Raw genomic sequence first — 12,298 nt, forward strand, 5'->3', positions numbered from 1 at the left:
GGCGCCTGTCGCCGATGAATAAAAAATGGCCGTTTCGACGGCCATTTTTCGTTGGCGGGCGGCGCTACTAAGTCGCCGCCCGTTTTTCCTGGCGATCAGCTCTGGCTGTCGGCCTTCCAGCCGCCACCCAGGGCCTTGAACAGTTCGACCGAGGTACTCAGGCGGGCCTGGCGGACGCCGATCGCGGACAGTTGCGCCTCGTTCAGGGTGCGCTGGGCATCGAGCACTTCCAGGTAGCCGGCATGGCCGGCTTCGTAGCGCAGGCGGGAGACGGCCATGGCCTTTTCGGCGCGGTCGACCCGGGTGCCTTGCGCCTTCTCCTCCTCGCCGTACTCGCGCAGGCTGACCAGCGCATCGCGGACTTCCTTGTAGGCGGTCTGCAGGCTGTTCTGCCAGGCGACCAGCGATTGCTGGTTGAGGGCCTTGGCCTGGTCGACACGGGCCGAGGTGCGGCCGAAATCGAGGATGGGCATCAAGGCCGACAGGCCGAGCGACCAGGTGCTGGAGCCGGCGCTGAACAGGTCGGACAGCGTCTTGCTCTCGCTGCCCAGGCTGCCGGTGAGCGTGAATTTCGGGAAGTAACCGGCCTTGGCGACGCCGATGCTGGCATTGGCGGCGATCAGTTCCTGCTCGGCCTGGCGCACGTCCGGGCGGCCTTCGACGAGGTCGGCTGGCAGGCCGGCCGGCGGTTCGGGCAGGATCGGCAACTGCTTGAGGTCGCCGGCCGCAATCTTCAGTGTCGGATTGCCGGTGAGCAGGGCGAGCTGGTGCTCGGCCAGCGTGCGCTGACGACGTTGCTCGGCCAGTTGGGCCTGCGCGGCCGCCAGCAGGCCTTCTGCCTGGTAGCCGTCGAGCGGCGAGGCCAGGCCGGCGTCGACGCGGGTCTTGACCAGCTTGAGGCTTTCCTCGCGCGTCTTCACGGTTTCGGCGGTGACGGCGAGCTGGGCATCGTAGGCGCGCAGGGCGAGGTAGGTGTCGGCAACCAGGCCGGCGACGCTCAGGCGAATCGAGTCGTGGGAATACTGGGTGGCCAGGATGCTGGCCTGAGCCGCTTCGTTGGTGCGCCGGATGCGGCCCCAGACATCGAGCTCGAACGATGTGCTCAGCCCGGCGCTGCGCGCCTGGCGAATCCGCGGTTGGGTGGCGACATAGGTGGCTGTCCTGGTGCTGGCCTTGGTGTTGCTGACGCCGGCCGAGCCGTCGATTTGCGGGAAGAAGGAAGCGCCGGCCTCGCGGGCCACGGCATCGGCCTGCTCGACGCGGGCGATGGCCTGGCGCAGGCTGGCGTTGCCGGTCAGCGCCTGATCGACCAGGTCGTTCAGGGTCGCATCGTTGAACAGCGTCCACCACGCCGGGTTGATGGCCGGGTTGCTGGCGACGGCGACGTTTTCGGCCGGCTTGGCTTCGCTGAAGACGGCCGGCAGCAGGGATGCCGGGCGCAGGTAGTCCGGGCCGACGGCGCAGCCGCTCAGGGCGAGTGCGAAAGCGAGCGGGGTCAGACGGATGAGGGTGCGGGAATTCATGCCTTTTCCTCCTCGTTGTTTTCGAGGTGCGAAGGGTCGATCTGCTTGCCGCGCTCCAGCCACTTGAAGAAAAGCGGGATGAACAGCGTGGCGATGAAGGTGGCGGCGAGCATGCCGCCGAAGACGCCGGTGCCCATCGACTGGCGGGCCGCAGCGCCGGCGCCGGTGGCCTTGACCAGCGGGAAGACGCCGAGCACGAAGGCCAGCGAGGTCATGATGATCGGCCGCAGGCGCAGGCGGGCGGCTTCGACGGCAGCTTGCGCCGCAGTCATGCCCTCGGCGTACTTCTGGGCGGCGAACTCGACGATCAGGATAGCGTTTTTCGACGCCAGCCCGATCAGCACGACGAGGCCGATCTGGAAGTAGATGTCATTCGGCATGCCGCGCAGCCATATCGCGGTCAGCGCACCCATCAGGGCGAAGGGCACGGCCATCACGACGGCGACGGGCAGCGACCACTTCTCGTACTGGGCCGCGAGGATCAGGAAGACCATGACGATGGCGAAGCCGAAGGCCTGCAGCGACGAGCCGGAACTGCGCTTTTCCTGGAAGGCCTGGCCGGTCCACGCGATGCCGTAGCCGTCGGGCAGGGTCGCGGCGGCGACTTCCTCGACGATCTTGATCGCGTCGCCCGAGCTGACGCCCGGCTTCGAGTCGCCCATCACCTTGGCGGCGATGAAGCCGTTGAAGCGCTCGACCTGTTCCGGACCGACGACGTTCCGGACCTTGCTCACCGCCGACAGCGGGATCATGGCGTTGCTCGTCGCGCTGCGCACATAAACCTTGCCGATGTCGTCCGCCTTCATGCGGTAGTTGGCCTCGGCCTGCAACTGCACGCGATAGACGCGGCCGGCCTTGTTGAAGTCATTGACGTAGAGGGCGCCCATCGTGCTTTGCAGCGTCGAGTAGATGTCGGCTACGGGAATGCCCAGGGCCAGCGCCTTCTGCTCGTCGACCTCGACGTACAGTTGCGGCACGGTCGGACGGAAGAAGGTCGACACGCGGGTGAATTCCGGATGCTTCTGCAACTCGGCCATGAAGGCCTGGGTGACCTCGTTCAGCTTGCGCGCATCCCCGTCCACGCGGTTCTGGACATACACTTCGAAACCGCCGGCGGTGCCCAGGCCCATGATCGGGGGCGGGTTGAAGACCAGGCCCATGCCGTCCGGCTGCATCATGCCGAAGCCCATGAACTTGCCGGCCAGGTCCTGCGCCTTGCCCTGCCGCTCGGACCAGTCCTTGAGCGGGATGAACATGGTGCCGGCGTTCGGCTTGTTGCCGCCGCCGATCAGGTCGAAGCCGGAGACGATGAAGGTGTGCTTCACCGCCTCGTCCTTGGCGATCATCTGGCGCATGCCTTCGCCGGTCTTCTCGGTGCGCTTCAGCGTGGCACCGTCCGGCAGCATCAGCGCCGAGATCAGGTAGCCCTGGTCCTCGGCCGGCACGAAACTGCCCGGGATGACGCGGAAGAAGAGGGCGGTGCCGCCGATGATCACGGCGAACACCAGGGCGCCGACGATGCCGTGCTTGAGGGTGAAGCCGACAGCCCTGGTGTAGCCTTCGGTCAGGCGCTCGAAGGCCCGGTTGAACGGGGCGAACAGCTTGTTCTCGGTGTGCTGGGCCTTGAGCAGCAGGGCGCACAGGGCCGGCGTCAGGGTCAGCGCGACGACGCCGGAGAGCACCACGGCCACCGCCACGGTGACGGCGAACTGCTTGTACAGCTGGCCGGCGATGCCGCCGAGGAAGGCGACCGGCACGAACACCGCGCACAGCACCAGCACGATGGCGATCAGCGCGCCGGTGACCTGGTGCATGGCCTTGATCGCCGCCTGCTTGGGCGGGAGTTTCTCTTCGGCCATCAGGCGTTCGACGTTTTCCAGCACGACGATGGCGTCGTCAACCACGATACCGATGGCCAGCACCATGGCGAACAGGGTCAGCGTATTGATCGAGAAGCCGAACAGCCACAGGCCGGCGAAGGTGCCGATCAGCGAGATCGGCACGGCGACCATCGGGATCAGCGTGGCGCGCCAGCTCTGCAGGAAGATGAAGACCACGGCCAGCACCAGGATCATGGCCTCGATCAGGGTATGCACGACTTCCTTGATCGAAGCCGACACGAACAGGGTGGTGTCGAACGGAATGACGTAATCCATCGCCTCCGGGAACTTGCCCTTGAGCTCGGCCATCTTGGCCTTGACCGCATTGGACACTTCCAGCGCATTGGCGCCGGTCTGCAGGAAGACGCCCATGGCGATGGTCGGCTGGCCGTCCAGCGTCACGCGCTGGTCGTAGCTGTAGGCGCCGAGCTCGATGCGGGCGATGTCCTTGAGGCGCAGCAGGCCGCCCGGGCCGCTGGCGCGAATGACGATGTTGCCGAATTCCTCCTCGCTTAGCAGGCGCCCCTTGGCGGTCACCGTGTAGACCAGTTGCTGGTCGTTCGGCGCCGGCTCCTGGCCGATCTTGCCGGCCGCGTTCTGGGCGTTCTGGGCGCTGATGGCGGCGGCAATTTCAGTCGAGGTCAGGCCAAGCTGGGCCATGCGGTCAGGCTTCAGCCAGACGCGCATCGAATAGTCCTGGGCACCGAAAATGGTCACGTCGCCGACGCCCTTGACCCGCTTGAGTTCATCGACGATGTTCAGGCTGGCGTAGTTGGAGAGATATAGCGTGTTGTACCTGCCGCCCTCCGACTTCAGCGCGACGACCTGCAGGATGTCGTTGGAGCGCTTCTGGACGATCACGCCATTGCGCCGCACGGCTTCCGGCAGGCGCGGCTCGGCCGCCTTGACGCGGTTGTTGACGTTCACCGCGGCCATGTCGACGTTGGTGCCGACCTCGAAGGTGGCGGTGATGGTCACCGAACCGTTGGCGCTGGCCGAGGAGGTGAAATACACCATGTTCTCGACCCCGTTGAGCTGCTCCTCGATCGGCGCGGCGACGGTCTTGGCCAGGGTTTCGGCCGAGGCGCCCGGGTAGGTGGCGGTGATCAGCACGGTCGGCGGGGCGATCTGCGGGTATTGCGCGACGGGCAATACCTGCGAGGCGACCAGCCCGGCAATGACGATGATGATCGAGATGACCGACGCGAAGATCGGCCGGTTGATAAAGAATTTAGCCATGGCGATTCCTTATTGCTTGGCCGGGGCGCCAGCCGCCATGCCCGCCGGCGCATCGTTCGGCCCCTTGGGCGCGACCGGCGCGCCGGGACGGAGCTTGATCAGGTTGTCCACGATCACCTTGTCGCCGGCATTGAGGCCGCCGAGGATGACCCAGTCCTTGCCATACCATTCGCCGGCCTTGACCGGGCGCGGCGCGACCTTGTCCTCGGGGCCGGCGGTCATCACCAGCGTGCCCTGCTCGGTCTGCATCACCGCCGATTGCGGCACCAGGAAGACACCGTCGCGCTCGCCGGTCAGGATGCGGACGCGGACGAACTGGCCGGGCAGCAGCTGGCCGCCGGCATTATCGAATTCGGCGCGCAACTGCTGCGTGCCCAGCGTGGTGTCGATATTGGTGGCGAGGAAATTCAGCTTGCCGCGCTTTTCGTAGGTCTGCCCGTTCGGCATGACCAGTTCGACGCCCTTGATGTCCTTTTGCGTCATGCGCCCGTTGGGGAACTTGGCCAGGTCGCTTTCGCCGAGGCTGAAGCGCACCCAGATCGGGTTGGTCTGGTAGATCGAGGTGAGCAGGCTGTCGGCGGTTGAAATCAGGTTGCCGTCCGACTTGATGGCGCGGCCGGTGGTACCGGCCACCGGGGCGGTGACGGTGGTCCATGACAGGTTCAGTTCGGCCTGGCGCAGCGCGGCCTGGGCCATCGCATTGGCCGACACGGCATCGTCGTAGTCCTTCTGGGCGATGGCTTTTGCTTCGGCCAGGCCCTTCAGGCGACCGGCTTCGCGCGCCGTCTGCTCGGCCTTGGCCTTGGCTTCGGCCAGTGCGATCTCATAGGGCGCACGGTCGATCTGGAACAGCGGTTGCCCAGCCTTGACGGTATCGCCTTCCTGATACAGGCGCTTGACCAGGATGCCGCCGACCCGGGCGCGCACCTCGGTTTCGCGGGCGCCTTCGGTTTGCGCCATGATTTCGATGCTGGTCGGCACTTTCTGCGGCTGCATCTCGATCACGGTGACCGGCATCGGTCCCTGCTTCGGCGGGCCGCCCGCCTGCTTGTCGCCGGAGCATCCGGCTGCGCCAAAGGCGCCGATCAACGCCGAAACAATGAAAGGCAGCGCCTTGCGCTGAAAAATAGCGGTCGGGTTCACGTGGATTCTCCTTGATTATTTTCGCTGCGATGATTATAAACATTCATGAATGTATGTAAATAATTTTTTGTGTAAAATTGCACTGTCAGATGTAACTGACGGTAAATGGTTCGCCGGAGAAAGATCGTGGTCAGAAAGACAAAGGAAGAAGCGGAGCAGACGCGCAAGGAGATCATCCATGCGGCGCGCCGGGTATTCCATGAATGCGGCGTCAGTCGTTCGACGCTGGAAAAGATAGCCAAGGCGGCAGGGGTGACGCGTGGCGCGGTGTATTGGCATTTCCAGGACAAGGCGGAATTGTTCTTCGCCATGCGCGAGGACGTCTTCGCCCCGCTGGTCGAGCGCACCGATGCCTATCTGCTGTCGGAGTGCTTCGACAATCCGCTGGATGCGATCGAAGCGTCGATTAGCGAGTTCTTCAGGGTGCTCGAGGACAGTTCGGTGGTACGCGAAGTCTTCGAGATCATGATTTCGCGTTGCGAATACGTTGGTGAATTCACGTCGGTGGAGGAGGAGATCGGCCGCCCGGCACAGGATTTCCTGGCCAAGATCGAGCGGGTTTACCGGCAGGCGGCGGAGCGGGGCACCTTGCGTCCGGGGATCGATCCGCTCGATGCGGCACGCGATACCTGGGCTTTTACCAGCGGCTTGCTGCACTTGTTGCTGAGTTGCCAGCGCGCTTCCGATCTTTCCCAGAAAGTGTCGGCCATGATCCGCGTGCATATGGCGATGCGGCGCATCGCCCCTGCCTGAGCGCCGAGTTTCTTCCTAGTTGCCGGGCGGCGCGAAAGCGCCTGCGGCGTACGGCGTAAACCCGAGGCCGGGGCTGGCGGGGAGCTGCATCCTGCCCTTGCAAACCGGGTAGGGGGTTCCGCTGTCGGCGGCAAACCAGACGGCGGTGCTCAGCCCGTGTACGCTTTCCGGGGCGACGGCGGCGGCCAGTTGGGCGCAGGCGGCGAGGCCGCAGGCGCTTTCCAGGGCGGACGTGACGATCGTTTCGATGCCCGCGGACCGGGCACGCAGCGCCAGTTCGACGCTGCCCAGCAGCCCGCCGTGCCGTGCGGGTTTGACGACCAGGCGGCGGACGAACGGATGGCGAAAGAAATCGTCGTCGATCAGTTGTATCGATTCGTCGAGCGCGATGGGCCAGGGCGCCATCGATTGCAGGCGTCCGAGCGCCGCCCGCCCGGGGTCGGCCAGCGGCTCCTCCAGGCCTTCGATGGGCAGGTCGGCGCAGCCCGATACGAAAGCCTGCGCGTCGGCGAGAGGCCATGCGCCGTTGGCGTCGAGTCGCCATGCGATATCCGGCGGGGAGACAGCGGCCAGTTGATGCAGTCGGGCGATTTCCTCGGCCACCGGCTTGACGCCGACCTTGAGTTTGACGACCGCATAGCCTTGCGCCGCTGCCATCGCGAGCAGGACCGGCGTGTTGTCCGACAAGGCCCCGAGATTGTCGTTGACGGCCAGGCTGGCGACCGGCGCATCGCCGCACAACCATTGATGCAGGGGCTGGCCGGCATGCCGGGCGACGAGATCGAGGTGGGCGGTTTCTTCGGCGAAGGCGTCGGCCGCCGAGGCGGAAATGCCGAACTCGGGCAGCGGAGCCGAATCGCCCCAGCCGCACCGGCCGTCGCTCGTTCGCAGCCGCAACAGGCGGCCCCTGCGCTCGGTGATTTCGCCACGGCTGGTCAGCCACGGGCGCTTCAAGGGCAGCGCGTAGGGCAACCAGTCGGCGGCAACGATCCTCACGGGCGCTTGCGATACTTGCCGAAGTCGGGGGGGCGGCGTTCGAGCCAGGCGTTGCGGCCCTCCTGGCCTTCGTCGCTCATGTAGAACAGTCCGGTGGCGTTGCCGGCGAGTTCCTGGATGCCGGCCAGGCCGTCGGTGTCGGCGTTGAAGCCGGCCTTGATCATGCGCAGCGCCATGGGCGACAGTTTCAGCATGTCGCGGCACCAGCTCACCGTTTCCTCTTCCAGCCTGTCGACTGGTACGACGGCATTGACCAGTCCCCAGTCGAGCGCCGTGGCGGCATCGTACTGACGGCAGAGCAGCCAGATTTCCTTGGCCCGTTTCATGCCGATGGTGCGCGCCATCAGCCCGGCGCCGAGGCCGGCGTCGAAGCTGCCGACGCGCGGCCCGGTCTGGCCGAAGCGGGCATTGTCGGCGGCGATCGAGAGGTCGCAGACCAGGTGCAGGACATGACCGCCGCCGATGGCGAAGCCGGCAACCATGGCGACCACCGGCTTGGGCAGGCGACGAATCTGCATCTGCAGGTCGAGGACGTTGAGGTGCGGGGTGCCGCCTTCGTCGATGTAGCCTTCCTCGCCGCGCACCTTCTGGTCGCCGCCGGAGCAGAAGGCTTCGCTGCCGGCGCCGGTCAGGATGATGGCGCCGATGGCGTTGTCGTGGTGGGCGCGGTGGAAGGCGTCGATCAGCTGCTTGACGGTTTCCGGGCGAAAGGCATTGCGTCGCTCGGGCCGGTTGATGGAAATCTTGGCGATCCCCTCGGCGGTTTCGTAAAGAATGTCGGAGTAGGCGTGGGCGCTTTGCCAGCGGATGCTTGTCGTCATGATTCGGCTAGTGGTTGCGATGAGCCGAAGTATAGCGTCGGCAGGCAGTTGCCGATTTGATGTGCCGCGTGGGAATCGGCGCGGGAGAGCGTGCCGGCCGAAGGCCTGGCGCGCTTTCCCGGCGGTGTGGCTCAGCGGAAGAAGCGGCCGAGCAAACCCGAAATGAAACCGGCGCGCGCTTCTGCCTTGGGTACCGCGACTTCGTGGTGCGCCGCTTCGGGGCCGACCATTTGCTTCACCGAATCGGCATAGTCCCGGTCTTCGTTGGCAATGTGGTTGAGCAGCCACTTGGCCAGCATGGAGTGCAGTTCGTCGGCGATATCCTCGCCCTTGGCGGCGCGCATCGTGAAGTCGGTGACCCGCTTGATGAACAGTTCGTGGACTTTCTTGTGCGGCTTGATGAACTTGTAGCCGGCTTCTTCCATCATCGACTCTTCGAAACCGAAGTGGGATTGCGTGTAGTCGATCAGTTGCTCGATGACATCGGTGACCATGGCCTTGTCGCCCTTGGCCTTGGCGATTTCCAGGTCGTTGATGTAATCGACGATGCGTCGGTGCTGGGAATCGATGACGTCGATCCCGGTGTCCAGCTTGCTTTCCCAAATGATGGGCATGTCGGTTCTCCCGTAGTCACAATTCTGGTGCCCTTGGTACCTTGCGAAGGGCTGTTTTCTGGTGAGCCAACAGTGAAGCGACGGCCTGGTGCGATGTGCTCTGAAACGATGTTGGCGAAATTGTGGCAACACTTTCCGCTATTTCCAGGGGTGTATTATTGATTTGGGTCAATTTTTGGCCAGTTCGCCGGTGGCCCCGGGGGCTTGGATATGCCTTTGAAATATTTGGGGATTTGATTGCCCGACCGGCTTGCCCCGGTTTTCCGGAGCACGGCACGACTGTACGTTGCGGCGCTGCTCGTGTGAGAATGCAGTTTCGCCAGTTCGATTGGAATGCCACCGTGAAAGAACGTCGCCGCTCTCCCCGCGTTCGCCTGCTGGGAGAAATTCACCTCAGCCTGGGCGGGAAAAACCTCCGGCTGCCGGCCTCGGATATTTCGGTATCCGGCGTCGGGGTGCTGATCGAGGAGCGCGTTCTGGGGGCCAAGCCCAGCGGCGAGGTGGGCGTGTGCCGCATCGAGTCGCCGGATTTGGGCGGCGTCATCGAGGCCTACGTCAGCGTGATGCGGATACGCCGCGTCGGGAGCCTGCGCCTGGTGGGTTTGCGTTTCGAGTCGATCAGCGACGAGGAACTCGAGCTGATCAGCGAATACAAGCGGAAGTGCCGGCTTGCGCCGGCAACTTCCTGATCGCTTCCTCAGCTCCGGAAAAACCCCTCCAGGTTCTGGAAGACCGCATGGTCGGCGTTGTGGCGTCGAATGCCGATCACGTCTTCGAGTTTGTCGACCTGCTTCATCATCTGCGGCAGGCGCTGGTCTTCGTTGACCAGCAACCAGATCCGGCTGCGGCTGCCGTCGCCCAGCGGCAGGCAGAGAATCCCTTCGACGTTGTAGGCGCGGCGCGAGAACAGGCCGACGACGTGGGACATGACGCCGGGGTGGTTATTGACGTCGATTTCCAGAACGGCGCGAGACAGCGCATTTTGTTCGTGGCGGTTGATGGCATTCATGTTCAGGCTCCGATCATGTCGCGGTTGGCAGCGCCCGGCGGCACCATGGGATAGACTTTTTGCTCGGCATCGATGCTGGCGTGGATGAGGCATGGGCCGGGGCGGTTGATGGCTTCGACCAGTGCGGCGCAGGGGTTGGCGGCCTGATCGAGGTCGACCGCGGCGATTCCGAAACCCTGGGCCACCTTGACGAAGTCGGGCGTGGACTTGAATTGCGAGGCGAACAGCCGCTCCCCGTAGAACAATGTCTGCTGTTGATGCACCAGGCCGAGGGTCGCGTTGTTCATCAGCACGATCTTGACGTTCGCCCCTTCCTCGGCGGCAGTGACCAGCTCCTGGATGTTCATCAGGATCGAACCGTCGCCGGTGAAGCACACCACCGTCCGCTCCGGTTCGGCCAGCGCCGCGCCGATGGCGGCGGGGACGCCGAAGCCCATGGTGCCCAGGCCGCCGGAGGTCAGCCACTGCCGGGGGCGGCGCAAGGGATAGGCCTGGGCGACCCACATCTGGTGCTGGCCGACGTCGGTGGCGATGGTGGCTGCGTCGTCGAGGCAGGCGGCGACGGTGCGGATCAGGCCGAAATGTGACAGCGGATTGTCCAGGTCGGGCATCGCCAGCGGGTTCTCCGCTTTGAGGTCGGCGACGCGCTGCAGCCACTGGGGCCGCCGGTTCTCGGCAACCGCCGGCATCAGCCGGAGCAGCGCCGCTTCGACGTCGGCGGTGATGCCGATATGGGCGGTCTTGATCTTGTCCAGCTCCGCCGGGTCGATGTCGATATGAATGATCTTTGCCTGCGGGCAGAAGGCGGCGACCTTGCCGGTGGCGCGGTCGTCGAAGCGGGCACCGACGGCGACCAGGAGGTCGCACTCGTCGAGCGCCAGGTTCGTGTAGCGGGCGGCGTGCATGCCGAGCATGCCCAGCGACAGCGCATGGTCGACCGGCATGGCGCCCAGCCCCATCAGGGTCATCACGGTCGGCAGGCCGGCCTTTTCGGCGAGTTGGACGGCCAGCCCGGAGGCGCCCGAATGCACGACGCCGCCGCCCAGGTAGAGGATCGGACGCTTGGCGGCGTTGATCATCGCCGCTGCTTCGGACAGCGCCCAGCCGTCGGCCTGCGGCGGTGCCTGGCGCTGGCCGGGAGCAGGCCAGGCGCCGATCTCGATGGCCTGCATCTGCACATCCTTCGGAATGTCGACCAGCACCGGGCCGGGGCGGCCCGAGGCGGCGAGCTCGAAAGCGCGGGGGATCACTTCCAGCAATTCCTCGGCCGAAGAGACGAGGAAATTGTGCTTGGTGATGGGAATCGACAAGCCGTAGGTATCGACTTCCTGGAAGGCGTCGGTTCCGATCATGGCCTTGGGCACCTGGCCGGTGATGGCGACCAGCGGAATCGAATCGAGCTTGGCATCGGCGATGGCGGTCAGCAGGTTGGTCGCCCCGGGGCCGGAGGAGGCCAGGCAGACCGCGGTCTGGCCGGTGGCGCGGGCCATGCCCTGGGCCATGAAGCCGGCGCCCTGTTCATGCCGGGCCAGCACGTGATGGATGATGGACGATTGCCCGAGGGCATCGTAGATCGGCAGGATGGCGCCGCCGGGGATGCCGGCGACGGTGCGGATGCCCTGGCGTTCAAGCAGTCGCACGGTGATCTGGGCGCCGTTCAGTGTTTCTGTCATGGAGGTTCCTTTGGGTTGTTGGCTCAACCGGCGGGCTCCAAAACAAAACCCCCGCCGGTTTGGGCCGGCGGGGGTTGGTGAATTCCTGGTGTTTCGTTTACCTGACCCGCGACGGCGCGTGCGTTACGACGCCTACTTTAATTACGCGTACGACGACCGGCGACACTGCGTGGGCAGCGGCGGAGCGGAAGAGTCGGGTAGCGTTCATCGGGGTCTGGTTCAGGTAAATTTGTAGTGATCCTGAACTATCGCCGAGTCGTTCGGGAAAATCAAGCGCGCTGACAGTAGGGGTATTGGGTGGTGTTCTATCGGTCGGTGGTTTGCCGCTCAGGCCGCGACGGCCAGTCCCTTGACCTGGTGACGTTCCAGGCGCCGCATCTCGGCACGGAAAGCGACCTGTTGCCCGGCGGTGATCATGCGCTGGCCCGAGCTGCCGTTCCACTCGAACTGCACGCCGTTGAGGTGAACGCCGGCATGGATCAGCGCATCGGCCAATTCACGCAATTCGGCTTTCTGTATGCGGCAACCATCGCTCAATGTGGCTACGAATTCATTCTTGAACAGGATGATGCTGGCAGTGGTCGTCATGTCGTTTTCCTCCTGACGCTAAGGTAGCGCGATGCCAGCTGGGTAGTGTGTGGCGTATT

At 64.9% G+C, this 12,298-nt stretch carries 11 protein-coding genes; 2 read left to right on the forward strand and 9 right to left on the reverse strand.

Annotated features, from left to right (window positions below; genetic code table 11):
* Positions 1 to 95: 95 nt before the first annotated feature.
* The 3 genes from Q0P59_RS07025 to Q0P59_RS07035 are packed head-to-tail and all read right to left on the reverse strand — an operon-like array spanning position 96 to position 5,785.
* Positions 96 to 1,523: an efflux transporter outer membrane subunit gene (locus Q0P59_RS07025; RefSeq protein WP_295004999.1), complete on the reverse strand. Its 1,428-nt coding sequence runs from the start codon at positions 1,521 to 1,523 to the stop codon at positions 96 to 98.
* Positions 1,520 to 4,642 carry a multidrug efflux RND transporter permease subunit gene (locus Q0P59_RS07030; protein WP_295005001.1) on the reverse strand — a complete coding sequence of 1,041 codons (3,123 nt, stop codon included), beginning with the start codon at positions 4,640 to 4,642 and terminating at the stop codon, positions 1,520 to 1,522. The genes Q0P59_RS07025 and Q0P59_RS07030 overlap by 4 nt, the downstream gene beginning before the upstream one ends.
* A gap of 9 nt (positions 4,643 to 4,651) precedes the next feature.
* Positions 4,652 to 5,785: an efflux RND transporter periplasmic adaptor subunit gene (locus Q0P59_RS07035; RefSeq protein ID WP_295005003.1), complete on the reverse strand. Its 1,134-nt coding sequence runs from the start codon at positions 5,783 to 5,785 to the stop codon at positions 4,652 to 4,654.
* Between the two features lie 126 nt (positions 5,786 to 5,911).
* Here Q0P59_RS07035 and Q0P59_RS07040 point away from each other — a divergent pair, with 126 nt between their 5' ends.
* Positions 5,912 to 6,538, forward strand: a complete 627-nt coding sequence (locus Q0P59_RS07040; protein ID WP_295005005.1) for a TetR family transcriptional regulator — start codon at positions 5,912 to 5,914, stop codon at positions 6,536 to 6,538.
* 15 nt (positions 6,539 to 6,553) lie between these two features.
* On the opposite strand, the gene Q0P59_RS07045 is transcribed toward Q0P59_RS07040, so the two are convergent.
* The 3 genes from Q0P59_RS07045 to Q0P59_RS07055 all read right to left on the reverse strand — a co-directional run bounded on the left by Q0P59_RS07045 (position 6,554) and on the right by Q0P59_RS07055 (position 8,969).
* Complete coding sequence (locus tag Q0P59_RS07045; RefSeq protein ID WP_295005007.1) at positions 6,554 to 7,534, reverse strand: o-succinylbenzoate synthase; 981 nt, start codon at positions 7,532 to 7,534, stop codon at positions 6,554 to 6,556.
* The gene (gene menB, locus Q0P59_RS07050) at positions 7,531 to 8,355 is read right to left on the reverse strand and encodes a 1,4-dihydroxy-2-naphthoyl-CoA synthase (RefSeq protein WP_295005009.1); all 825 of its coding nucleotides are present in this window, start codon (positions 8,353 to 8,355) and stop codon (positions 7,531 to 7,533) included. Before menB ends, Q0P59_RS07045 begins: the two co-directional genes overlap by 4 nt.
* 131 nt (positions 8,356 to 8,486) lie before the next feature.
* Positions 8,487 to 8,969 carry a bacteriohemerythrin gene (locus Q0P59_RS07055; protein WP_295005011.1) on the reverse strand — a complete coding sequence of 161 codons (483 nt, stop codon included), beginning with the start codon at positions 8,967 to 8,969 and terminating at the stop codon, positions 8,487 to 8,489.
* Between the two features lie 341 nt (positions 8,970 to 9,310).
* Here Q0P59_RS07055 and Q0P59_RS07060 point away from each other — a divergent pair, with 341 nt between their 5' ends.
* Complete coding sequence (locus Q0P59_RS07060) at positions 9,311 to 9,658, forward strand: PilZ domain-containing protein (protein ID WP_295005013.1); 348 nt, start codon at positions 9,311 to 9,313, stop codon at positions 9,656 to 9,658.
* An 8-nt stretch (positions 9,659 to 9,666) separates the two neighbouring features.
* Here Q0P59_RS07060 and ilvN read toward each other — a convergent pair whose 3' ends face one another.
* The 3 genes from ilvN to Q0P59_RS07075 all read right to left on the reverse strand — a co-directional run bounded on the left by ilvN (position 9,667) and on the right by Q0P59_RS07075 (position 12,239).
* Positions 9,667 to 9,978 carry an acetolactate synthase small subunit gene (gene ilvN, locus Q0P59_RS07065; protein ID WP_295005015.1) on the reverse strand — a complete coding sequence of 104 codons (312 nt, stop codon included), beginning with the start codon at positions 9,976 to 9,978 and terminating at the stop codon, positions 9,667 to 9,669.
* A 2-nt stretch (positions 9,979 to 9,980) separates the two neighbouring features.
* A complete protein-coding gene (gene ilvB, locus Q0P59_RS07070) occupies positions 9,981 to 11,651 on the reverse strand; it encodes an acetolactate synthase large subunit (RefSeq protein WP_295005017.1) in 1,671 nt (556 codons plus the stop codon).
* Positions 11,652 to 11,978: 327 nt separating this feature from the next.
* Entirely contained in the window at positions 11,979 to 12,239 is a 261-nt protein-coding gene (locus tag Q0P59_RS07075) for a hypothetical protein (RefSeq protein ID WP_295005019.1), read from the reverse strand.
* Between the last annotated feature and the right edge of the window lie 59 nt (positions 12,240 to 12,298).

This window comes from uncultured Dechloromonas sp., assembly GCF_945957265.1.
Classification (GTDB): Bacteria; Pseudomonadota; Gammaproteobacteria; order Burkholderiales; family Rhodocyclaceae; genus Azonexus.